The sequence below is a fragment of the Bordetella genomosp. 6 genome (assembly GCF_002119705.1).
GTDB lineage: Bacteria > Pseudomonadota > Gammaproteobacteria > Burkholderiales > Burkholderiaceae_B > Bordetella > Bordetella bronchiseptica_F.
Map to the genome: position 1 here is coordinate 1,468,325 of NZ_CP021107.1, position 22,019 is coordinate 1,490,343.

The 22,019-nt window shown below is 67.1% G+C and carries 20 protein-coding genes and 1 other RNA gene; 9 read left to right on the forward strand and 12 right to left on the reverse strand.

Annotated features, from left to right (window positions below; genetic code table 11):
• Positions 1-12 precede the first annotated feature (12 nt).
• The 7 genes from CAL11_RS06940 to CAL11_RS06970 all read right to left on the reverse strand — a co-directional run bounded on the left by CAL11_RS06940 (position 13) and on the right by CAL11_RS06970 (position 6,416).
• Positions 13-588 carry a restriction endonuclease gene (locus CAL11_RS06940; protein ID WP_086092503.1) on the reverse strand — a complete coding sequence of 192 codons (576 nt, stop codon included), beginning with the start codon at positions 586-588 and terminating at the stop codon, positions 13-15.
• Between the two features lie 91 nt (positions 589-679).
• A complete protein-coding gene (locus CAL11_RS06945; protein WP_167382458.1) occupies positions 680-2,338 on the reverse strand; it encodes an AMP-binding protein in 1,659 nt (552 codons plus the stop codon).
• 11 nt (positions 2,339-2,349) lie between these two features.
• Positions 2,350-3,333, reverse strand: a complete 984-nt coding sequence (locus tag CAL11_RS06950; RefSeq protein ID WP_086092505.1) for a tripartite tricarboxylate transporter substrate binding protein — start codon at positions 3,331-3,333, stop codon at positions 2,350-2,352.
• Positions 3,334-3,337: 4 nt separating this feature from the next.
• On the reverse strand, positions 3,338-3,760 hold the full coding sequence (locus CAL11_RS06955) for a Zn-ribbon domain-containing OB-fold protein (protein ID WP_086092506.1): 423 nt from the start codon (positions 3,758-3,760) through the stop codon (positions 3,338-3,340).
• A gap of 2 nt (positions 3,761-3,762) precedes the next feature.
• Positions 3,763-4,935, reverse strand: coding sequence for a thiolase domain-containing protein (locus tag CAL11_RS06960; RefSeq protein ID WP_086092507.1), 1,173 nt, complete (start codon positions 4,933-4,935; stop codon positions 3,763-3,765).
• A gap of 81 nt (positions 4,936-5,016) precedes the next feature.
• Positions 5,017-5,364, reverse strand: coding sequence for a DUF4286 family protein (locus CAL11_RS06965; protein ID WP_033462348.1), 348 nt, complete (start codon positions 5,362-5,364; stop codon positions 5,017-5,019).
• A gap of 77 nt (positions 5,365-5,441) precedes the next feature.
• Positions 5,442-6,416 (reverse strand): Bug family tripartite tricarboxylate transporter substrate binding protein, encoded by a 975-nt coding sequence (locus CAL11_RS06970; protein WP_086092508.1) that lies wholly within the window; start codon positions 6,414-6,416, stop codon positions 5,442-5,444.
• A gap of 123 nt (positions 6,417-6,539) precedes the next feature.
• On the opposite strand from CAL11_RS06970, the gene CAL11_RS06975 reads away from it, so the two are divergent.
• Complete coding sequence (locus CAL11_RS06975; protein WP_086092509.1) at positions 6,540-7,451, forward strand: LysR family transcriptional regulator; 912 nt, start codon at positions 6,540-6,542, stop codon at positions 7,449-7,451.
• A gap of 78 nt (positions 7,452-7,529) precedes the next feature.
• Here CAL11_RS06975 and ssrA read toward each other — a convergent pair.
• The 5 genes from ssrA to ompA all read right to left on the reverse strand — a co-directional run bounded on the left by ssrA (position 7,530) and on the right by ompA (position 11,468).
• Positions 7,530-7,916, reverse strand: a transfer-messenger RNA (tmRNA) gene (gene ssrA / locus CAL11_RS06980).
• 42 nt (positions 7,917-7,958) lie between these two features.
• Entirely contained in the window at positions 7,959-9,143 is a 1,185-nt protein-coding gene (locus tag CAL11_RS06985) for an MFS transporter (protein WP_086092510.1), read from the reverse strand.
• 217 nt (positions 9,144-9,360) lie between these two features.
• The gene (locus tag CAL11_RS06990; RefSeq protein ID WP_086092511.1) at positions 9,361-10,038 is read right to left on the reverse strand and encodes an HAD-IA family hydrolase; all 678 of its coding nucleotides are present in this window, start codon (positions 10,036-10,038) and stop codon (positions 9,361-9,363) included.
• On the reverse strand, positions 10,035-10,760 hold the full coding sequence (gene ubiG, locus CAL11_RS06995; RefSeq protein ID WP_086092512.1) for a bifunctional 2-polyprenyl-6-hydroxyphenol methylase/3-demethylubiquinol 3-O-methyltransferase UbiG: 726 nt from the start codon (positions 10,758-10,760) through the stop codon (positions 10,035-10,037). Before ubiG ends, CAL11_RS06990 begins: the two co-directional genes overlap by 4 nt.
• 126 nt (positions 10,761-10,886) lie before the next feature.
• On the reverse strand, positions 10,887-11,468 hold the full coding sequence (gene ompA, locus CAL11_RS07000) for an outer membrane protein OmpA (RefSeq protein ID WP_033462340.1): 582 nt from the start codon (positions 11,466-11,468) through the stop codon (positions 10,887-10,889).
• A gap of 370 nt (positions 11,469-11,838) precedes the next feature.
• Here ompA and gyrA point away from each other — a divergent pair, with 370 nt between their 5' ends.
• From gyrA to CAL11_RS07040, 8 genes are all read left to right on the forward strand, one after another.
• The gene (gyrA, locus tag CAL11_RS07005) at positions 11,839-14,520 is read left to right on the forward strand and encodes a DNA gyrase subunit A (protein ID WP_068926770.1); all 2,682 of its coding nucleotides are present in this window, start codon (positions 11,839-11,841) and stop codon (positions 14,518-14,520) included.
• Entirely contained in the window at positions 14,520-15,653 is a 1,134-nt protein-coding gene (serC, locus tag CAL11_RS07010) for a 3-phosphoserine/phosphohydroxythreonine transaminase (protein WP_086092513.1), read from the forward strand. The genes gyrA and serC overlap by 1 nt, the downstream gene beginning before the upstream one ends.
• A complete protein-coding gene (gene pheA, locus CAL11_RS07015) occupies positions 15,646-16,731 on the forward strand; it encodes a prephenate dehydratase (protein ID WP_086092514.1) in 1,086 nt (361 codons plus the stop codon). Before serC ends, pheA begins: the two co-directional genes overlap by 8 nt.
• An 86-nt stretch (positions 16,732-16,817) precedes the next feature.
• On the forward strand, positions 16,818-17,717 hold the full coding sequence (locus tag CAL11_RS07020; RefSeq protein ID WP_033462335.1) for a prephenate dehydrogenase: 900 nt from the start codon (positions 16,818-16,820) through the stop codon (positions 17,715-17,717).
• Entirely contained in the window at positions 17,714-19,042 is a 1,329-nt protein-coding gene (gene aroA, locus CAL11_RS07025; RefSeq protein WP_086092515.1) for a 3-phosphoshikimate 1-carboxyvinyltransferase, read from the forward strand. The genes CAL11_RS07020 and aroA overlap by 4 nt, the downstream gene beginning before the upstream one ends.
• Positions 19,043-19,055: 13 nt before the next feature.
• Positions 19,056-19,727 carry a (d)CMP kinase gene (gene cmk, locus CAL11_RS07030; RefSeq protein WP_033462333.1) on the forward strand — a complete coding sequence of 224 codons (672 nt, stop codon included), beginning with the start codon at positions 19,056-19,058 and terminating at the stop codon, positions 19,725-19,727.
• Between the two features lie 183 nt (positions 19,728-19,910).
• Positions 19,911-21,626: a 30S ribosomal protein S1 gene (gene rpsA / locus CAL11_RS07035; protein ID WP_033462332.1), complete on the forward strand. Its 1,716-nt coding sequence runs from the start codon at positions 19,911-19,913 to the stop codon at positions 21,624-21,626.
• Between the two features lies 1 nt (position 21,627).
• Positions 21,628-21,987, forward strand: a complete 360-nt coding sequence (locus CAL11_RS07040) for an integration host factor subunit beta (protein WP_010928906.1) — start codon at positions 21,628-21,630, stop codon at positions 21,985-21,987.
• Positions 21,988-22,019 lie beyond the last annotated feature (32 nt).

Below are 22,019 nucleotides of genomic sequence, written 5' to 3' on the forward strand. Positions count from 1 at the left end.
TCGAGCAGCGCGCTACTTCGACAGCCGCGGCAACAGGCGCGTCAATTCGGACTCGGCCATGAACTGGATCTGGTTGGCCTTCGCATACGCCAGCGCCGGCGCGCTGATGTCGCCGATGGTGACGTAGATGGCGTCGTGCGCGCCATGGGTCTCGCGGACGGCGTCCAGCTCCTGCAGCGCCTGCACGCCGACGCGCGAGGCTTTCCAGCGTTTCGCGCTGACCACGGCCAGCCGGTTCTTGCGCCGCAGCACATAATCGGCCGGCCCGCTCCGCAGCGCCGTGACCTCGCAGCCGTCCTGGCGCAAGCCCTCTTGCAGCACTTTCGAGAAGGTGTCCCAGGACATGGCGCGCACCGCGTTCGTGGCGCGTTCGACGCGGGCGGCCGAAGGGACGTTGCGTTGCTTCCAGGCCGCCATGGCCGCGATGACGAAGAAGGGCAGGGCGGCGAAGAGCAGGATCGCGGCGAACGTTGGCCGGGTGGATGCCAGCGCGCTTGCGATCAGGGCGAGCGCGATGGCGGCGCTGATCCACCATGAGGAACGCAGGAGGATGGCGAATATCGAGTTGGGGGCTGGCTTGAGTTTCACGCCGGAGCTGTCGGGTCTGGTGGGCAGGCGCCAGTATAGGGCAGGCGGGCCGGCCCCCGTCCGCCCGGTCCACCGGCCTGGCCCATCCGCGTTACGGCCGGGGCCGCGCGCCCGGGGCGCCTTCGCGGTCCCATAGCCGCGAGCGGTCCGCTTGCGCGCGCTCCTTGATCTTGTACTTCTCGATCTTGTTGGTGGGCGTCAGCGGCATCGCGTCCACGAATTCGACGAAGCGCGGCACCATGTGCGCCGCCATCTGCTGCTGGCAGAACGCGACCAGCTCACCCGGATCCAGGGCCTGGCCATCCTTGAGCATGACCGTGGCCGCCACTTCGTCCTCGCTGTGCTCCGATTGCAGCGGGTAGACCGCCACCTGCAGCACGGCGGGATGCAGGGCAATGACGGACTCGACTTCGTACGACGAGATGTTCTCGCCGCGGCGGCGGATCATGTCCTTCTTGCGGTCGGTCAGGTACAGATAGCCGTCGGCGTCGAAATAGCCGCGATCCCCGGTATGGAACCAGAGATTGCGCCAGGCCGCCAGCGTGGCTTCCGGCATCTTGTAGTAGCCCAGCGGCGCGGCGCCCGGCTGTTCGATGCGCATCACGATCTCGCCGACCTGGCCAGCCGGAAGGGTGAGGTCGTCCTCGTCCACCACCCGGATCGCGACGCCTTCGCAGGTCCTGCCCAGGCTGAGCGACTTGTCGGGCGGCGCATCGGGCGAAAGCGACGCCCCGAAGCCGTAATCGCTCAAGGCGTAGCCCGCGATCACCCGCAGGCCGAAACGGCGCTCGAAATCGTGCACGAAGGGCGGCGGGGGCGCCAGCGAGCAAATGCGCACCTTGTGGTCGCGATCGGCCGGCGAGGCCGGCTGCGACCAAAGAAAATTGCCGATGGCGCCGATGGCGTTGAAGCGTGTCACGCCAAAGGCGCGTATGCGGTCCCAGAAGCGCGAGACGGAGAAACGCTCGTCCAGCACCACCGATGTGCCGGCCACGATCGCGGTCGTGCAGCTGAGCAGCAGCGCGTTGGCGTGAAACAGCGGCATGCAGACGTAGTCGACGTCTTCGGGCAGGAAGTAGCGATAGTGCACGCTGTGCTTGCCCCAGTGCCAGGCTGCCCCGTGCGGGATCATGATGGCCTTCGAGGGCCCCGTGGTGCCCGAGGTGAACATCAGGTAGGCCAGGTCGGTGAAGCGCACCTCATTGCCAACCGTCTCGTCGCTCGCGGCGTCCGCGGGAAAGGGCTCGACCGCCAGCGGCAGGCCTGCGAGCATCCGGCGAGCATTGGCGGCATCGCCGATGACCAGCACGCGCCGCAGTCGCGCCAGGCGAGGGGCCACCGCCACGAAGGTTTCCATGCAGGCGTCGGCCACGATCGCGGTCACGCAATCCGCATGCGCGAGGTAGTACTCCAGCAGCGACGCTTTGGCATTGGTGTTGATCGGTACCGATACCGCGCCCACCTTGCCGAGCGCCAGATTGCCGAGCAGGCATTCGGGGCAGTTCGGCGACAGCATGGCGACGTGCTCGCCCTGGGCGATGCCATAGCCGATCATCGCGCGGGCGATACCGTTGGTGCGGCGGTGCAGGTCTGCGTAGGTATAGCTGCGGCCGTCCGGCGCAAAGCGCAGGAAAACCCGGTCCGGGCTGCGTTCGGCGCGGCGCGCCAGCACCGCGCCGGTCGTCCATTGCCGGATGTCGCCGATTTCAGCCTCGGCGTCGATGGCCGGCCAGGTGTTTGCTGCTTGCATGGGTGCCGTTCTCACTTTGCCGCCAGCAGGCCGCTTTGGCGCAGCAGCCCGTTCAGGTAGGTACGTTCGGCCGGCAAGGCCTCGAGCCACGCCTTGCCGTCTTCGAACGCGGGCTCCAGGCCCTGGGCGCGGCAGAACTCGATGAAGTCCTGCCCCAGCGTCGCCTTGTGGATGGCCTGGGCAATGGCGTCCACGGCGGCGTCCGGGGTGCCGGTGCGCACGAATGCGCCGTTCCAGGAGACCACCGAGAAATCCTTCGCGCCGGCTTCCATGGCGGTGGGGACCTCGGGCGCGATGATCGATCGTTGCGGTCCGCTGACGGCCAGGGCCTTCAGCGAACCGTTGTGCGTCAGCGCGTTCAACGACCCCAGCGCGGACAGGACCATGGGAACGTGCCCGGCGATGCTGTCGCTGATCAACTGCGCCGTGGTCTTGTAGTTGATGATGTTGACGTCGACGCCGGCCGCCCTGGCCATTCCCGCGGCCGTGGCGGTGCCGTGCGCGCCGGCGGTGCCGATATCCAGCTGGCCGCCGGTGCGCCTTGCCGTTTCCACCATCTCCTGGAAGGTGCTGTAGGGCGCGTTCCTGGTTGCCGCAAGCATGTAGACGGGCGCGGTCACGCGTGCCACCGGACGGAAATCCTTCAGCGGATCGTAGTCCGCCTGCGGGTTGAGATCCGGCACGAAGAGAAAGGGCGGGCCGCTGTACAGGATGGTGTGGCCGTCGGCGGGCGCCATCTTGGCGGCCACCGTGCCGATCAGGCCATCGGCGCCCACGCGGTTTTCCACGTATACCGGCTGGCTCCATTGCTGCGTCAGCCGGGTCGCCAGAAAACGGGCCACGACGTCGACGGCCGTTCCGGCCGGGAAGGGCACGATCATCGCGACAGGGCGCTGCGGGAACGTGGCCGCCTGGGCGGCGCCCGCGAGGGCCAGGCCCAAGGCTCCCGCGGCCAGCATGAAACTGCGGCGAGTGATGCGATTTCCGGAATGCATGTCTCTAGTCCTTGTCGTTATCGTGCGCCGGCGCGAACACCGGCAGCAGCCTGCCTTGCTGCGTGGGGCGGAAGCGGGCGCTGACGCGCTGGCCGATGCGCACGCTGTCGGGGTCGCAGTCGACGATATTGGTCAGCATCAACGGGCCCTCGGCCAGCCTGACGTAGGCCACGACGTAGGGTGTCGCGGTGCGCGCCACGCTGAAGCTGAAGATCTCGCCCTGGCCGCTCGATGCGGTCCAGCGAGGGTCCGGGGCCTTGCAGAAAGGACAGAACGCGCGGGGATGCCAATGGAAGCATTCGCACAGGACGCACTGAGGCAAAAGCAGCGTGCCGGTTTCGGCCGCCCGCCAGAATGGCGTGGACTCCGGATACGCGAGGGCGTAGGGGTCGGCCTGCCAGCCGCCTGCCTGTTCGCTGGTCTGCATTGTCAGTCCTCCCGCTCGAAAATGACGGTCGTGTGCGAATGGCCGATGCCATACACCCCGCCCGGGCCGGCCGCCAGGGCCAGGTCGCAGTTCTTTACCTGCACGGCGGGATGCGCCTCGCCGCGCAGCTGGCGCACGGCCTCGATCGCCTTGGTCATGCCGCCGCGATTGGCCGGATGGTTGTTGCACAGCCCGCCGCCGTCGGTATTGAAAGGCAGCCGGCCCACGCCGGATATCAGATTGCCGTCGGCCACGAAGCGCCCCCCTTCGCCCTTGGGGCAGAAGCCGAGGTCTTCCAGTTGCATGATGACCATGATGGTGAAGTTGTCGTAGATGGACGCATATTTGATGTCCGCCGGCGTCACGCCCGCCTGGGCGAATGCCGCGCCTCCCGAGCGGGCGGCGCCCGTCACCAGCAGGTCCTCATGGTGGCCGCCGTTGTTGGTGCGGATGGTCTCGCCGTGGCCCACCACCTTGATGCGCGGCCGGTTCAGGCTGCGCGCGACTTCGGGCGCCACGATGACCAATGCGCCGCCGCCGTCGGTGATGACGCAGCAGTCCAGCCGGCGCAGCGGGTCGGCCACCATGGGCGAGTTCAGCACGTCGTCCACCGTGTAGACCTTGCGCAGGAGCGCGTTGGGGTTGTGCTGCGCGTGGTGCGAGGCGGCGACCTTGACCCATGCCATCTGCTCGCTGGTCGTGCCGTACTCGTGCATGTGGCGGCGAGCGAAATTCCCGTATAGGGTGCCGATCGTCCAGCGGTATGCGGCATCCCACGGCGCCGAGGGGCGGTCCGGGCCCGGAATGCGCGGCTCGGTGCCCGTGGCCTGGCCGTCGCTGCGCGGGCGTCCGGCCAGGGTGATCAACGCCACCGAGCACTTGCCGGCGGCGATGGCATGGGCGGCGTGGCCGATCTGCGCAAGATAGGAGCCGCCCCCTATCTCGGTGCCGTCCACGTGCCGCAGCGTCAGGTTCAGGTAGTCCACCATATAGGCGGGCCCCAGGCCGGCGTCGCCCGCGCAGAAATACCCATCCACGTCGGCGAAACTCAGGCCGGCATCGTCCAGCGCGCCGCGCGCGCTTTCCGCATGCAATTGCGCCACGGACTTGTCCGGCGCATGGCGCAGTGGATGTTCATAGGCGCCCGCCACATAGGCCAGAGCGTGTCTCGTCATGTCTGTCTCCGTCGTCCGGCCGGTCCCCGCGCCGCGCGATCGGGGGCGAGGCTGGGCCGGAACCCGTTATTGCGGCTGCTGTCAGCGTGTCGTCGCCGCCTGCACCTTGGGCGTCACGGCCCTGTAGGCATAGGCAATCCGATGTTCCGAGATCGAGGGAGACATGGGCATCAAGGGGGTGTCGACGCGGCTGATCAGGGTGTCGAACGTGTGGCGCAGGTCATCGGTTTCGATATCGAACACCGTCATGAAACGCCATGGATGCGGGCCGGCCTTGAGCTGTTCGCGCTCCAGTTCGAAACGCTGCCCCGCCTTGAACCCCGGCACGGCCAGCACGTCGGGAAGATGCTGGTTCACATACCACTCATCGAACTGATCCTCCATGCCCTCGGTCGGGTTGGTAAACACCACCAATCGATATTCCTGCATGCTGTTGCCCCTCCTGTTGAATATGGCCGAGCCTCATGGCGCGGCGCCGTTCGTCCGGGCGCGGTCGTCCCGCCCCGCTAGATGCGGATGCCGGAGCGGCGGACCACCTCTCCCCACCGGCGGTACTCGGCCGCAAGAAAGTCCTTCGCTTCCTGCGGACTTGTCGGCATCGCATCGATGGCGAAGTTGGCCAGCGCCTTGCGCACCTCGTCCGTGGCGAGGGACGCGTGCAGCGCGGCGGCCAGCCTGTCGATGACGTCCGCGGGCGTTCCCGCCGGAGCGTAGGCAGCCATCCATCCGAGGACCTCGAATCCCGGCAGCGTTTCGGCGATCGCCGGAACGTCGGGCAACGCCGGCGAGCGCTGGCGGCTGGTGACGGCGAGCGCGCGCAGGTCGCCGTTCCTGATCAGCGGCAGGGACGGCCCGATGTTGTTGCAAAGGAACTCGAACTGCCCGCCCTTGGCATCGGTAAACAACTGCTGCGTTCCCTTGTATGGAACGTCCACGATGTCGATGCCGGCTTCCTGCTTCAGCGCCTCGAGCACCAGGTGCGGAGAGGTGCCGATGCCCGTGTGGCCGAACGCCGGCTTGCGCGCCGTCCGGCGGCCGGCGTCGAGCAGTTGCGCCAGCGTCGTGGCGTCCGACGCCTGCGTTGCCATCACCACCGAGGCGACGCCGCCCAGCATGGAAATGGGCTCGAAGTCCGTCAGGGGCTGGTAGGGAATGTCGGCGATCAGATGCGGGTTGACCGCCAGCGCGCCCGACGTGGCGAGCAGGATGGTGTATCCATCCGGGGCCGCCTTGGCGACATAGTTCGTCGCGATGGTCTGGTTGCCGCCCGTGCGGTTCTCGACCACGACCGGCTGGCCCAGGATCTTGCCCATCTCCTGGCCCAGCAGGCGCGGCAGGAAGTCCGTCACGCCGCCGGGCGGGCTGGGCGAAATGAACCGGATGGGCTTTTGCGGAAACTCGCCGGCCATGGCGCTCATCGGCCATCCCAGCGCGGGCAGGGCTGCCGCCCCCAGGACTTTCAACGCATGTCTTCGATTCATGTCTCCCCCTGTCGTTATCGATATCGGATCCGGACGGGCCGGTTCGGTGGATCAACGAGAGCTTAGAGAGACAGCCATAATGCGTAAAATACTATTTTTAGTTGCTCTGATAATAAAAACGATATGGCTGATTTCCTGGCAACCGTGAACCTGAAGAGCCTGCGCCACTTCTGCGTCGTCGCCACCGAATTGAACCTGCGCCGCGCCGCCGAGCAGCTGCACATCGCGCAGCCGGCCCTGTCGGTCTCCATCGCGCAGCTGGAATCGAGGCTGGGCGCCAGGCTGTTCGTGCGCGGACGGCGAGGCGTCACGCTGACCGAAGCCGGCGCGCTGCTGCTGCCCGAAGCCATGCAGATACTGCGGCACGCCGAAAGGTTGCCGTTCCTGGCCCGGGACGCCGCCAGCGGCGACGTCGGCACCCTGCGGCTGGCCTTTGTCGGCAGCGCACCCTATCGCCTGCTGCCGCAGGCATTGCCGCAACTGCAGCGCGCCCACCCGGGCGTTCACGTCGAGCTGTACGAGGCCACCACCGATCGCATTGTCGAGGGCCTGCACAATCGCACGTTCGACCTGGGCATCGTGCGCTATCCGCTGGACGCGTTTCCGGGCCTGGAGCTCGAACTGGTGGACGAGGATGGTTTCTGCGTGGCGCTGCCGCACGACCATGCCCTGGTCGCGGCCAGGGAGATTTCGCTGCGCGACCTGGCCGACGAGCCGCTGCTGCTGCCGCCGCGCGAACATTCGCCGCCATTGCGCGCGCTGATGCTCGAGGGTTTCCAGGCCCAGGGCATCATGCCCCGCATCGCCAATCACATGGCCACCCAGACCGCGACCGTGCTGGCGCTGGTGGAAATGGGCGCCGGCATCGCGCTGGTTCCGCAATCCATCGTGGGCCGCGTCGGCTACCGCGTGGCGTTCCGACCGCTCGCGCCAGGCTCGCGATTCCGCACCGGCCTGGCGCTGCTGAGCAGCCCGGACCACCACACCACGCTGGCGGATCATTTCCGGCGGGCGATCCGGCAGAGCCTGGGATAGGGCAGGATCCGGTCTTGCGCGGCTGTCCGGCGTGCCTGCAAAGAAAAAGGGCTCGGAGATTATCCGAGCCCTTGAAATTGGTGGAGCCGGGGGGAATTGAACCCCCGTCCGCAAGCCCTCCGCAACCAGTTCTACATGCTTAGTCGATCTATTTGGATTTAACCCTGGACTTAGCCGATCGACGGGCCGGACCAGGGCGATTCACGTAATTTAAACCAACGCCGTGTGACCCCAGCGGTGGCCGATTCCTTGTGAATGTCGCTGCTGCGGTTCGGGGTTGCCCCCTGGGAAGTTGCCTTCCCCCGCCTGACCCAAGGACAGATCAGTGCAGCGGCTCACCGCTTAAGCGGCGAGAGCGAAACGCTCGTCGTTGGCGTTTGTAGTGTTCCAGTGGATTAACGAGCTTACTGGTGCTCGGCATGCCCTGAGCTGTTTCATGACCCACGTCGAATCCGGATCGGCCCCAAGGTTGACACTCATTGTACCGTCAATTCGGCCCGCGCGTCTTCATGGTTCGACGCCTGGCGCGGGCGTGGCCGGGTGGGGCGGGGACGGGCGCGGCGCCAGCGCCAGCGCGATGGCCAGGCCTACCGCGACGAGCACGATGACGGCGGCGGCCATGCCCAGCGTCGCCAGGCCGTAGCTGTCGATGAAGTGGCCGCCCACGGCGGCGCCCAGGCCGATGCCGATGTTGGCGCCCGAGATGTTCAGCGACGCGGCAAAGGCCGGCGCCTGCGGGGCGGCCTTGATGACGCGCACGTGGCAGACGGTCAGCAGCGCGGCCTGGGCGATGCCCCACAGCGCCAGCGCGAGCGCCAGCCAGTAGGGCGCCTGCATGACCTGGGCGACGAACAGCAGGCCGGCGGTCATGATCAGGCTGAACAGGATGGTGGCGCCCAGGGGGCTGCGGTCGACCAGGCGTCCGCCGAGCCAGTTGCCCAATATGCCGACGCCGCCGAAGGCCATCATGGTCCAGCCCACCACCTTACCGTCGAAGCCGGCCAGGCGTTCGAGCATGTCGGCCAGATAGGTGTAGGCGGTGAACATGCCGGTGAAGACCAGCAGGGACAGCATCACGTGGCCCAGCAGCCAGGGATCGCGCAGGATGCGCAGCTGAGCGCTCAGCCGCTGGCTCGGGCGTCCCGTCCTGGGCTTGGGAAAGTAGGCCAGCAGCAGCAAGGCCTTGGCCCAGGCCACGGCGGTCAGCATCGCGAAGGCGGCGCGCCAGCCAAAGGCGTCGGAAATCAGCACGCCGATGGGAATGCCCAGGACGGTGGCGGCGACGATGCCGAAGCCGATGATGGAAATGGCGCGCCCGGCATAGGCGGGGCCGACCAGTTCGACGGCGGTGGCGCTGGCCAGGGACCAGAACACGGGCAGCGCCAGGGCGGGCACGAAGCGGGCGAACGCCATGACCCAGATATTGGGCGAGACGGCGGCCAGGGCGTTGGCCAGGCCGAACAGCACCAGCACCCAGACGAACAGGCGCTTGCGTTCGATATTGGCGAGCAGGGCGGTCAGCACCGGGCCGGCGGCGGCCACGGTGAAGGCGAACAGCGATACCAGCAGGCCGGCCTGCGGCACGGTGACCTGCAGGTCGCGCGCCAGGGGCGGCAGCAGGCCGACGATCAGGAATTCCGTGGTCAGAATGGTAAAGCCTGCCGCGGACAGCAGAATGATGGGCAACAACATAGGATTCTCCGCGCACCGGCGAGGCGGGCGCGTTGGGGAAGGAACGGTTGGACGCGCCGGCGGCTGGGCGGCGCCGGCGCAGGAACGTTACGCTAGAGGAACGCGATGACAGGATAAAGAGGGAAAACTCGGCAGGACTGTTCGCATGGGGGGAACAATCCGTGACCGGGGATGGCGCCGACGCGGGAGTGGGACCCGCGCCAGCCGTCGCCGCGGGTCAGGCCGTGGCGCGCGCGGGCAGCAAGGGTTCGATGGCGGACCACAGTTCGCGCGGCGACGTGGCGCACGCCTCGGCCTGCCAGGTGGAGACGTCCTCTTCCATGCCGACGTAGCCATAGGCCGCCGCCACCGCCGGCATGCCGGCCGCATGGGCCGCCTGGATATCGCGCAGGTCGTCGCCCACGTAGACGCATCGCCCAGCCTGGAAGCCGGCCTGCTCGGCCGCGTGCAGCAGGGGCAGGGGATGCGGCTTGGCGTGGGCGGTGGTGTCGCCGCAGACCAGCACGGCGCTGTCGCGCGTCAGGCCCAGGTGTTCGACGATGGGCAGCGTCAGGTAGGTGACCTTGTTGGTGACGATACCCCATGACAGGCCGCGTTGGGCGATATCCTGCAGCAGATCGGCGATGCCCGGGAACAGGCGGCTGTGCACGGTCGACTCGGCCGCATAGTCTTCCAGGAACTGCAGCCGCGTCGGCTCGTAGTCGGGATGGTCGGGCAGCAGGCCCAGCGCGGCGCGCAGCAGGCCGCGCGCGCCCTGCGAAGCCATCGGGCGCAGCGCTTCGTAGGGCATGGGCTCCAGGCCCTTGCGGGTACGTTGCCGGTTGGCGGCGGCGGCCAGGTCGGGGGCCGTATCGGCCAGGGTGCCGTCGAAATCGAACAGGATCAGGGCGCTCATTTGCGGGTGGACATCAGGTAGTTGACCGAGGTGTTGGCCGACAGCGAATACACCTGGGTAATGGGGTTGTACTCCATGCCGCGCATGCCCGTGGGTTCCAGGCCGGCCTGGCGCGCGCTGGCGGCCAGCTCGCTGGGCTTGATGAAGCTGTCGTAGCTGTGGGTGCCGCGCGGCAGCAGGCGCAGAACGTATTCGGCCCCGACGATGGCGAACAGGAACGACTTGGGGTTGCGGTTCAGGGTGGAGAAGAACACCCACCCGCCGGGCTTGGCCAGCGCGGCGCAGGCCCGCACGACGGAGGCCGGGTCCGGCACGTGCTCGAGCATTTCCATGCAGGTCACCACGTCGTACTGGCCCGGCTGCTCGGCCGCCAGCTCCTCGACGGGCACCGCGCGGTAATCGACGCTGACGCCGGACTCCAGCCCGTGCAGGCGGGCGATCTTGAGCGATTTCTCGGCCAGGTCGATGCCGGTGACCTGTGCGCCGGCCACGGCCATGCTCTCGGACAGGATGCCGCCGCCGCAGCCCACGTCCAGCACGCGCTTGCCGCTCAGGCTGCCGGCGGTCTCCTGGATCCAGCCCAGGCGCAGCGGGTTGATGGCGTGCAGCGGCTTGAATTCGCTTTCCGGGTCCCACCAGCGGGCGGCCAGCGCGCTGAATTTCTCGACTTCGGCTTGGTCGACGTTGACGCCGGGGGCGCTGGATTGGGTGGCTGTCGTCATGGGCGCGGGGGTCGGCGGGCCGACCGGCTCTATATATAAGGGTGCGGCATGCCGCGCCGAGAGGCGCGGCAAGAAAAAAGGGCCTCGCTATGCGAGGCCCCCTCATTGTAGCGGCTAGCGCTGCAATTAGTTCTTGCGGCTACCGACGATCTCGATTTCCACGCGACGGTTCTGGGCACGGCCTTCACGCGTCTTGTTCGAAGCGATCGGTTGCAGTTCGCCCTTGCCTTCCGTGTAGATACGGTTGGGGTCGATACCCTTGCTGACCAGGTAGGCCTTGACCGAAGCGGCACGGCGCTCGGACAGCTTCTGGTTGTAGGCTTCGGTGCCGATCGAGTCGGTGTGGCCAACGGCGATGATCGTTTCCAGATCGATCGTGCCGGCTTGCTGGGCGACTTGATCCAGCAGCTGGCGGCCTTCCGGCTTCAGCGTCGACTTGTCGAAGTCGAAGAAGGTGTCAGCATTGAACACGACCTTGGCGGCCATGGGAGCGGGCTTTTCCTTCTGAGCGACCGGAACGCCGTCGCAACCGGGGATGCCGGTAGCCGGGGTCCAGAACGCATCGCGCCAGCACAGTTCATTGGTGCCGTTCTTCCAAACGTCGCCAAACGGATTGCGCCAGTTGTCCACGGTTTGCGCGGAAGCTGCACCAGAGGCCGTAACAGCGGCGAAGGCGAGCGCCAGAGCGAATTTGGAGGGTTTGTTCATGTTTCTCCTCGTTGAGCTTGAAGCTGGATAAGTGACTCGCAGCGAACCCCCGCCGCATATCAGGAAAACGGGGCCAGTATAGCAACGCCAAGAACAGGTTCAAAGGATCGCTACTGGGTCTCCTGCGTGCTGGAAACAATCTTAAGGCATTTGGGTGGCTTTGGCTGCCCTAGACCGTTGCATTGACCGTGGATATTGAGCATTTCAGGGCTCGTCGCCTTGATCATGTTGGTTTTTGGCAACAAGGCGGCAAAGCGCGGAAGGATGCCCGCCGGGGCCGCCCCCAAGGAGGCAAAAAGGATCGAATGATAGAATTTCCTGTTTACCCGGCTCGGGTTCATCCTTACATACGATTCTGTCGCCTATATATATGGATTCCTTCGCCAAGGAGACGCTTCCGGTATCGCTGGAAGAAGAGATGCGCCGTAGCTATCTTGATTACGCGATGAGCGTGATCGTGGGGCGCGCGCTGCCAGACGTGCGTGACGGTCTCAAGCCAGTGCATCGCCGCGTGCTGTACGCGATGCACGAACTGAACAACGATTGGAACCGTGCCTATAAGAAGTCCGCGCGTATCGTCGGGGACGTCATCGGTAAGTACCACCCGCACGGTGACCAGTCGGTATACGACACCATCGTCCGGATGGCGCAGGATTTCTCCATGCGCTACATGCTGGTCGACGGCCAGGGCAACTTCGGCTCCATCGACGGCGACAACGCCGCGGCGATGCGTTACACCGAAATCCGCCTGGCCAAGATCGCGCATGAGCTGCTGGCCGATATCGACCAGGAAACGGTCGACTTCGGGCCCAACTACGACGGCAGCGAGCAGGAGCCCCTGCTGCTGCCTTCGCGCCTGCCCAACCTGCTGGTCAACGGCAGCTCGGGTATCGCCGTGGGCATGGCCACCAACATTCCGCCGCACAACCTGCAGGAAGTGGTCGACGGCTGCCTGTATTGCCTGCGCAACCCGGAGTGCTCGATCGACGAGCTGATCGAACTGATCCCGGCGCCGGACTTCCCCACGGGCGGGGTGATCTACGGCATCACGGGCGTTCGCGAGGGCTACCGCACCGGGCGCGGGCGCGTCATCATGCGCGCCAAGACCCACTTCGAGGACATGGAAAAGGGCAACCGCCAGGCCATCGTGGTCGACGCGATTCCCTACCAGGTCAACAAGAAGACGCTGCAGGAGCGCATCGCCGAGCTGGTCAACGACAAGAAGATCGAGGGCATTTCGGACATCCGCGACGAGTCGGACAAGGACGGGATGCGCCTGGTCATCGAGCTCAAGCGTGGCGAAGTGCCCGAGGTGGTGCTGAACAACCTGTACAAGAATACCCAGCTGCAGGACACCTTCGGCATGAACCTGGTGGCGCTGGTCGACGGCCAGCCGCGCCTGCTGAACCTCAAGCAGCTGATCGAGTACTTCCTGCAGCACCGCCGCGAAGTGGTGACGCGCCGCACCGTGTTCCAGCTGCGCAAGGCGCGCGAACGCGGCCACGTGCTGGAAGGCCTGGCGGTGGCGCTGGCCAACATCGACGATTTCATCGCCATCATCAAGGCGGCGCCCACCCCGCCGGTGGCGCGCCAGGAATTGATGGCGCGTTCCTGGGATTCGTCGCTGGTGCGTGAAATGCTGGCCCGCGTAGACGGCGACGCCGCCGGCGGCGTCGCGGCGTTCCGCCCCGACGACCTGGCGCCCGAGTACGGCCTGCAAGGCGATGGCAACTACCGGCTGAGCGAGACCCAGGCGCAGGAAATCCTGAACATGCGCCTGCAACGCCTGACCGGCCTGGAGCAGGACAAGATCATCGGCGAGTACAAGGACGTGATGGCCACCATCGCCGACCTGCTCGACATCCTGGCCCGTCCCGAGCGCATCACCACGATCATCGGCGAAGAGCTGCAGGCCATCAAGGCCGAGTTCTCGACCTCGACCAAGGATACGCGCCGCGCCGAAATCGAGGTCAACGCCACCGAGCTGGATACCGAAGACCTGATCACGCCGATGGACATGGTGGTGACCCTGTCGCATGGCGGATACATCAAGAGCCAGCCGCTGTCCGAGTACCGTTCGCAAAAGCGCGGCGGACGCGGCAAGCAGGCCACCGCCATGAAGGAGAACGACTGGGTCGACCAGCTGTTCATCGCCAATACGCACGACTACCTGCTGTGCTTCTCCGACCGGGGGCGGGTGTACTGGCTGAAGGTGTGGGAGGTGCCGCAGGGCACGCGCAACTCGCGCGGCAAGCCCATCGTCAACATGTTCCCGCTGGCCGACGGCGAGAAGGTGACCGTGGTGCTGCCGGTCAAGGAATTCAGCGAAGACCACTACGTCTTCATGGCGACTTCGCGCGGCACGGTCAAGAAGACCCCGCTGTCCGATTTCTCGAACCCGCGCAAGGCCGGCATCATCGCCGTCGACCTGGACGACGGCGATTACCTGATCGGCGCCGACCTGACCGATGGCAAGCACGACGTGATGCTGTTCTCCGACGCCGGCAAGGCGGTGCGCTTCGACGAGAACGACGTGCGTCCGATGGGCCGCAATGCGCGCGGCGTGCGGGGCATGATGCTCGAGGAGGGCCAGACCGTCATCGCGCTGCTGGTGGCCGGCGACGAGACCCAGAGCGTGCTGACCGCCACCGAGAACGGCTACGGCAAGCGCACCCCGATCACCGAGTACACCCGCCATGGCCGCGGCACCAAGGGCATGATCGCCATCCAGACCAGTTCGCGCAACGGCCGCGTGGTCGGCGCCGTGCTGGTGATGCCGTCCGACGAGATCATGCTGATCACCACCGGCGGCGTGCTGGTGCGCACCCGCGTGGCCGAGATCCGCGAGATGGGCCGCGCCACGCAGGGCGTCACGCTGATCAACGTCGATGACGGCAGCAGCCTGTCGGGCGTGCGGCGCGTGGTCGAAAGCGACGCCGACGCCGATGACGAGGATGGCGGCGAAGACCCCGGCGAAGGGGGCGACGGCCACGGCGGCGACGATGCCGGCGCCCAGGGCAAGGATTCTGAACCGACTGAACCTACGGAGTAATGATGGCTCGCCCCTGGAATTTCTCGGCAGGCCCTTCGGCCTTGCCCGAGGCGGTGCTGCAGCAAGCCGCCGCCGAAATGCTGGACTGGCACGGCAGCGGTATGTCCGTGATGGAAATGAGCCACCGCGGCAAGCACTTCGTGCAGATCTGCGATGAGGCCGAGGCCGACCTGCGCGACCTGCTGGGACTGCCGGCCGACTACGCCGTGATGTTCATGCAGGGCGGCGGGCTGGGCGAAAACGCCATCGTGCCCATGAACCTGATGGGCCGGCGCAGCACGCCGGCGGCCGATTTCGTGGTGACCGGCCACTGGTCGACCCGTTCGCACAAGGAGGCGGGCCGCTACGGCGACGCGCAGATCGCGGCCAGCGCCGCCGAGGCCACCGAGATCGATGGCCGGGCCCAGGCTCCCTGGACCTGGCTGCCGCCGGTGGATACCTGGCGCGTGCGCAAGGATGCGGCCTATCTGCACCTGTGCAGCAACGAAACCATCGGTGGCGTCGAGTTCACCGAATGGCCCGATCCGGCCAGCCTGGGCGCGCCCGACGTGCCGCTGGTGGTCGATGCGTCCTCGCATTTCCTGTCGCGTCCGCTGGACATCGCGCGCGCGGGGCTGGTGTTCGCCGGCGCCCAGAAGAACGCCGGTCCGGCCGGCGTCACCGTGGTCATCGCGCGCCGCGACCTGCTGGGCCATGCGCTGCCGATCTGCCCGTCGGCGTTCGACTATGCCAACGTGGCGGCCGATCACTCGCGCTACAACACGCCGCCCACCTTCGCCATCTACGTGATGGGCCTGGTGTTCAAGTGGATCAAGGCGCACGGGGGCGTGCGCGGCATGGAAGAAGCCAACCGCGCCAAGGCCGAACTGCTGTATGGCTACCTGGACGGCTCCTCGTTCTATCGCAACCCGATCCAGGCCTCGGTGCGTTCGCGCATGAACGTGCCGTTCGTATTGCGCGATGAATCGCTCAACGACGCCTTCCTGCAAGGCGCGGAAGCAGCCGGCCTGATGCAGCTCAAGGGCCACAAGAGCGTCGGCGGCATGCGGGCCTCGATTTACAACGCCATGCCGCTGGCCGGCGTGCAGGCCCTGATCGATTACCTCAAGGAGTTCGAGCGCCGCCATGGATGATTCCCTGCAGGACAAGCTGCGGCCGCTGCGCGACCGCATCGACGCCATCGACGCCCAGATCCTCGAGCTCTTGTCGCAGCGCGCGCGCGCCGCGCAGGAGGTGGGTTCGGTCAAGCATGCCGCGCACGCGGATGGCCCGGTGCTGCGCCCCGAGCGCGAAGCCGAGGTGATCCGCCGGTTGCAGCAGAACAACCCGGGGCCGTTCCCCAAGGCCGCCGTGGCCGCCGTCTGGACCGAGATCATGTCGGCGTGCCGCGGCCTGGAGCGCGGCATGACGGTGGCCTATCTCGGGCCGCAGGGCTCGTTCTCCGAACAGGCCGCGCTCGAGCATTTCGGCCATTCGGTGCAGCAGCTGCCGTGCCCCTCGTTCGACGAGGTGTTCCGCGCCGTCGAGGCCGGACAGGCCGACGTGGGCATGGTGCCGGTGGAAAACTCCACCGAGGGCGCGGTCAACCGCAGCCTGGACCTGCTGCTGAACACGCCTCTGACCATCCTGGGCGAGCGCTCGCTGGTGATCCGCCACTGCCTGATGAGCCAGTCCGGCACGATGGACGGCATCAAGACGATCTCGGCGCATCCCCAGGCGCTGGCGCAGTGCCAGGGCTGGCTGACGCGCCATTACCCGGACCTCAATCGCGTGGCGGCGGCCAGCAATTCCGAGGCGGCCCGCGTGGCCGCCGAGGATCCGACGGTCGCGGCCATCGCCGGCGAAGTCGCCGCGCCGGCCTGGAACCTGCGCGTGGTGGCCGCCGGGATTCAGGACGATCCGCAGAACCGTACGCGTTTCCTGGCCGTCGGCCATATCGAGCCATTGAGCAGCGGCAAGGACAAGACCAGCCTGATCCTGGCCGTGCCCAACCGCGCCGGCGCCGTCTACGACATGCTGGCGCCGATGGCGGCCAACGGCGTTTCCATGACGCGCTTCGAGTCGCGCCCGGCGCGCACGGGCCAGTGGGAATACTATTTCTACGTCGACGTGCTGGGCCATCGCGATGACGCGAATGTGGCCCGCGCACTGGCGGCATTGCAGGCGCAGGTGGCCTTCTTCAAGGTGCTGGGTTCGTATCCGGCGCAATAGGGCCACGGCGTGGTTGACGTACAGCAGGCAGCCGCCGTGACGGAGCGTATGTCCGTCCGGCGCCGCCGTATCGTTTTTCTGCAGGTATGAGCGCGAACAATTCGGCAAACGGGCAGGGGCCCCTGGTCCCCGTGCTGGCCGTGGTCGGCGTAGGCTTGATCGGTGGCTCGTTCGCCGCCGCGTTGCGCCACGCCGGTCAGGTCGGCACCATTCTCGGCGTGGGCCGCAACCCGGCCTCGCTGGCGCGCGCGCGCGAGCTGGGCCTGATCGACGAGGCCGTCTCGCCCGAGGAAGCGGCGGCGCGCGCCGACCTGGTGCTGCTGTCCACCCCGGTGGGCGGGCTGGGCGCGATGCTGGCGCGCATGCGCGGCCATCTGCGGCCGGGCTGTCTGCTGACCGACGCCGGCAGCACCAAGTCGCAGGTCGTCATGGCGGCGCGCCAGGCGCTGGGCGAGCAGGTCGCCTGCTTCGTGCCCGGGCATCCGATAGCCGGGGGCGAGCGTACCGGGCCCGAGGCGGCCGACGCGGGCCTGTACGTACGGCGCGCGGTGGTGCTTACGCCCTTGCCGGAGAACGCCGCCGCGTCGGTGGCGCGCGTGCGCGCCTGCTGGCACGCCTGCGGCGCGCACGTGGTCGAGATGGACGACGCGGCGCACGACCGGCTGCTGGCTTCGGTCAGCCACATGCCGCATTTCCTGGCCGCCGTCTACATGGCCCAGGTGGCCGGCTCCGACGACGCCCAGGCGCGCATGGACCTGGCCGGCAGCGGTTTTCGGGATTTCACGCGCATCGCGGCCGGTTCGCCGGAAATGTGGCGCGATATCTTTTTGTCCAACCAGGCCGCCATGCAGTCCGAGCTGGCGGCCCTGCGACGGGTGCTCGACGAGGCCGAGCAGGCATTGGGCGCCGGCGACGGCGCGGGCCTGCAGGCCTTGCTGGAGCGCGCGGCGCATGCGCGGCGCAATTGGCGCAAGGATTCCAAATGAGCGGATTGGCATATCTCGACCTGCCCGCGGCGCGCCTGGCGCGCGGCGAGGTGGCCCTGCCGGGCTCCAAGAGCATCTCCAACCGGGTTTTGCTGCTGGCCGCCCTGGCCGAAGGCAGCACCGAAATCACGGGCCTGCTCGATTCCGATGACACCCGCGTCATGCTGGCCGCGCTGCGCCTGCTGGGCGTGTCGGTGGGCGAGGTGGCCGACGGCTGCGTGACCATCGAGGGCGTGGCGCGCTTCCCGACCGAACGGGCCGAGCTGTTCCTGGGCAACGCCGGCACCGCGTTCCGGCCGCTGACCGCTGCGCTGGCCTTGATGGGCGGCGATTACCGCCTGTCCGGCGTGCCGCGCATGCACGAGCGGCCCATCGGCGACCTGGTCGACGCCCTGCGCCAGTTCGGCGCCGAGATCGAATACCTGGGGCAGGCGGGCTATCCGCCGCTGCGCATCGGCGGCGGCAGCATTCGCGTCGACGGGCCGGTGCGCGTGGAGGGGTCGGTGTCCAGCCAGTTCCTGACCGCCTTGCTGATGGCCGCCCCCGTGCTGGCGCGGCGCAGCGGCCGGGACATCACCATCGAGGTGGTGGGCGAGCTGATTTCCAAGCCCTATATCGAGATCACGCTCAATCTGATGGCGCGCTTCGGCGTGTCGGTGCAGCGCGACGGCTGGCGCGCCTTCACGATCGCGCGCGATGCCGCCTACCGCGGGCCGGGCCGCATGGCGATCGAGGGCGATGCGTCCACGGCGTCGTACTTCCTGGCTCTGGGCGCCATCGGCGGCGGGCCGGTGCGCGTCACCGGCGTGGGCGAGGACAGCATCCAGGGCGATGTGGCGTTCGCCGCGACGCTGGCGACGATGGGCGCCGACGTGCGCCATGGCCCGGGCTGGATCGAGACGCGCGGCGTGCGGGTGGCCGAAGGCGGGCGCCTGAAGGCGTTCGACGCCGACTTCAACCTGATTCCCGACGCCGCCATGACGGCCGCGACGCTGGCACTGTACGCCGACGGCCCATGCCGCCTGCGCAATATCGGCAGCTGGCGCGTCAAGGAGACCGACCGCATCCACGCCATGCATACCGAGCTGGAGAAGCTGGGGGCGAACGTGCAAAGCGGGGCGGACTGGCTGGAAGTGGCGCCGCCGGCGCCCGGCGGCTGGCGCGATGCCCATATCGGCACCTGGGACGACCACCGCATGGCCATGTGCTTCTCGCTGGCCGCGTTCGGCCCGGCGGCGGTGCGCATCCTGGATCCGGGCTGCGTCAGCAAGACTTTCCCCGATTATTTCGACGTGTACGCGGGCCTGCTGGCCGCGCGGGACTGAACGGCGCCTGCCCATGGCTATCTCCGCATCCTCCGGCGCCGCGCCGGTCATCACCATCGACGGCCCGACGGCCTCCGGCAAGGGCACCATCGCGCACCGGGTGGCCAAGCAACTGGGCTGGGACGTGCTCGACAGCGGCGCCCTGTACCGGCTGACCGCCCTGGCCGCGTTGCGGCGCGGCCTGCCCGCCACCGACGAGCCGGCGGTGGCCGCCGTGGCCCAGGCGCTGGACGTACGGTTCGACGGGCCGCATGTCTATCTGGAAGGGCGGGACGCCGGGCACGAAATCCGCCAGGAAGAGGTCGGAAACTACGCCTCTCGCATCGCGGCCTATCCCGGGGTGCGTCAGGCCCTGCTGGAGCGCCAGCGGGCTTTCCGGCGGCCGCCCGGCCTGGTCGCCGACGGCCGCGACATGGGGACGGTTGTGTTTCCTGATGCGTCCCTTAAGATATTTCTGGTGGCCGATGTCGAGGCGCGCGCGCAAAGGCGTTGTAAGCAGTTGATCGAAAAGGGAATTTCTGCTAATCTAGATGACCTGCTACGCGATATGCGCGAGCGCGATGCGCGCGACACGCAGCGTGCGGTGGCGCCGCTTGCCCCGGCTGCCGATGCGCATGTGCTGGATTCTTCCGGCCTGACCATCGAACAGACCGTACAGGCCGTGCTGGATTTCTGGCGCGCCTAGCCACGGCGCGTGTAGTTTGGCAGTACCTCAGTACCGTTTGAGGCCCTGACGGCCAATCTCCAGCCCCCACGGGACACCCCGCAAGGGCCGGCGAAGCCGGCAGGTTTTACCACTCCACTGCTGCGGGCAATCCGTTGCGGTGTGTTTTGACTGGCCAATCCCGGCCAAATGGATTCCAACCTAATGTCTTCCGTTTCCACCTCCGCCATCGTTGGCGGCGAAAACTTCGCCGACCTGTTCGCAGAAAGCCTCAAGAGCCAGGACATGAAGTCCGGCGAGGTCATCAGCGCAGAAGTCGTGCGCGTCGACCACAACTTCGTGGTCGTCAACGCCGGCCTGAAGTCCGAAGCGCTGATTCCCCTGGAAGAGTTCCTCAATGACCAGGGCGAACTCGAAGTTCAACCCGGCGACTTCGTCTCGGTGGCGATCGATTCGCTGGAGAACGGCTACGGCGACACCATCCTGTCGCGCGACCGCGCCAAGCGTCTGTCGGCCTGGCTGCAACTGGAGCAGGCCCTCGAGAACGGCGAGCTGGTCACCGGCACGATCACCGGCAAGGTCAAGGGCGGCCTGACCGTCATGACCAACGGCATCCGCGCGTTCCTGCCCGGCTCGCTGGTCGACCTGCGCCCGGTCAAGGACACCACGCCGTACGAAGGCAAGACCCTCGAATTCAAGGTCATCAAGCTGGACCGCAAGCGCAACAACGTCGTGCTGTCGCGCCGCCAGGTGCTGGAAGCCAGCATGGGCGAAGAGCGCCAGAAGCTGCTCGAGACGCTGCACGAAGGCGCGGTGGTCAAGGGCGTGGTCAAGAACATCACCGACTACGGCGCGTTCGTCGACCTGGGCGGCATCGATGGCCTGCTGCACATCACCGACATGGCCTGGCGCCGTGTGCGTCACCCGTCCGAAGTCCTGCAAGTGGGTCAGGAAGTCGAAGCCAAGGTGCTCAAGTTCGACCAGGAAAAGAGCCGCGTCTCCCTGGGCGTCAAGCAGCTGGGCGAAGATCCGTGGGTGGGCCTGGCTCGCCGCTACCCGCAGGGCACCCGCCTGTTCGGCAAGGTCACCAACCTGACCGACTACGGCGCGTTCGTCGAAGTCGAGGCCGGCATCGAAGGCCTGGTGCACGTGTCCGAAATGGACTGGACCAACAAGAACGTCGATCCGCGCAAGGTCGTGACCCTGGGCGAAGAAGTCGAAGTCATGGTCCTGGAAATCGACGAAGACCGTCGCCGCATTTCGCTGGGCATGAAGCAGTGCCGCCAGAACCCGTGGGAAGAGTTCGCCACCAACTTCAAGCGTGGTGACAAGGTCCGCGGCGCCATCAAGTCGATCACCGACTTCGGCGTGTTCGTCGGCCTGCCTGGCGGCATCGACGGCCTGGTCCATCTGTCCGACCTGTCGTGGACGGAATCGGGCGAGGAAGCCGTGCGCAACTTCAAGAAGGGCGACGAGCTGGAAGCCGTGGTGCTGGGCATCGATACCGAGAAAGAGCGCATCTCGCTGGGTATCAAGCAGCTCGAAGGCGACCCGTTCAACAACTTCGTTGCCACGCACGACAAGGGCGCCGTTGTTCCGGGCACCATCAAGTCGGTCGAGCCCAAGGGCGCCGTGATCACCCTGTCGGTGGACGTGGAAGGCTACCTGCGCGCTTCCGAGATCTCCTCGGGCCGCGTCGAGGACGCCACCACCGTGCTGAAGGCTGGCGAGAACATCGAAGCCATGATCGTCAACATCGACCGCAAGGCGCGTTCGATCCAGCTGTCGATCAAGGCCCGCGATAACGCCGAGACGGCCGAAACCATCCAGCGCATGTCCGAGGCGAGCGCTTCGTCGGGTACGACGAACCTGGGCGCGCTGCTCAAGGCCAAGCTGGACCAACAGCGCAACGACGGTTGACGTGACCAAGTCGGAGCTGATCGCCGCGTTGGCGGCCCGCTATCCTCAGCTGGCCGCCCGCGACACCGATTACGCTGTCAAGACCATGCTCGATGCAATGACCCAGGCCCTGGCCTCGGGTCAGCGCATCGAAATCCGCGGGTTTGGCAGCTTCTCGCTGTCGCAGCGCTCCCCCCGTATCGGGCGCAATCCGAAGTCGGGCGAACAAGTGCTGGTGCCTGGCAAGCAGGTGCCGCACTTCAAGGCCGGCAAGGAGCTGCGCGAGCGGGTCGATCTGGTTGGCAACGATCAGGGCGACGACTCGTCCAACGGGTCGTCCGACCCGCTGCAATCGGTCATGGATATGCATGCCATGCACTGATGCGCCGCGCAGGGCGTCCCGCGTGGTTGGTG

Coding starts and splice junctions, on each gene's coding strand:
- CAL11_RS06945 (WP_167382458.1), bottom strand. CDS start 2,338: ATGCAAGCAGCAAACACCTGGCCGGCCATCGACGCCGAGGCTGAAATC.
- CAL11_RS06950 (WP_086092505.1), bottom strand. CDS start 3,333: ATGCATTCCGGAAATCGCATCACTCGCCGCAGTTTCATGCTGGCCGCG.
- CAL11_RS06955 (WP_086092506.1), bottom strand. CDS start 3,760: ATGCAGACCAGCGAACAGGCAGGCGGCTGGCAGGCCGACCCCTACGCC.
- CAL11_RS06960 (WP_086092507.1), bottom strand. CDS start 4,935: ATGACGAGACACGCTCTGGCCTATGTGGCGGGCGCCTATGAACATCCA.
- CAL11_RS06965 (WP_033462348.1), bottom strand. CDS start 5,364: ATGCAGGAATATCGATTGGTGGTGTTTACCAACCCGACCGAGGGCATG.
- CAL11_RS06970 (WP_086092508.1), bottom strand. CDS start 6,416: ATGAATCGAAGACATGCGTTGAAAGTCCTGGGGGCGGCAGCCCTGCCC.
- CAL11_RS06975 (WP_086092509.1), top strand. CDS start 6,540: ATGGCTGATTTCCTGGCAACCGTGAACCTGAAGAGCCTGCGCCACTTC.
- CAL11_RS06985 (WP_086092510.1), bottom strand. CDS start 9,143: ATGTTGTTGCCCATCATTCTGCTGTCCGCGGCAGGCTTTACCATTCTG.
- CAL11_RS06990 (WP_086092511.1), bottom strand. CDS start 10,038: ATGAGCGCCCTGATCCTGTTCGATTTCGACGGCACCCTGGCCGATACG.
- ubiG (WP_086092512.1), bottom strand. CDS start 10,760: ATGACGACAGCCACCCAATCCAGCGCCCCCGGCGTCAACGTCGACCAA.
- ompA (WP_033462340.1), bottom strand. CDS start 11,468: ATGAACAAACCCTCCAAATTCGCTCTGGCGCTCGCCTTCGCCGCTGTT.
- gyrA (WP_068926770.1), top strand. CDS start 11,839: ATGGATTCCTTCGCCAAGGAGACGCTTCCGGTATCGCTGGAAGAAGAG.
- serC (WP_086092513.1), top strand. CDS start 14,520: ATGATGGCTCGCCCCTGGAATTTCTCGGCAGGCCCTTCGGCCTTGCCC.
- pheA (WP_086092514.1), top strand. CDS start 15,646: ATGGATGATTCCCTGCAGGACAAGCTGCGGCCGCTGCGCGACCGCATC.
- CAL11_RS07020 (WP_033462335.1), top strand. CDS start 16,818: ATGAGCGCGAACAATTCGGCAAACGGGCAGGGGCCCCTGGTCCCCGTG.
- aroA (WP_086092515.1), top strand. CDS start 17,714: ATGAGCGGATTGGCATATCTCGACCTGCCCGCGGCGCGCCTGGCGCGC.
- cmk (WP_033462333.1), top strand. CDS start 19,056: ATGGCTATCTCCGCATCCTCCGGCGCCGCGCCGGTCATCACCATCGAC.
- rpsA (WP_033462332.1), top strand. CDS start 19,911: ATGTCTTCCGTTTCCACCTCCGCCATCGTTGGCGGCGAAAACTTCGCC.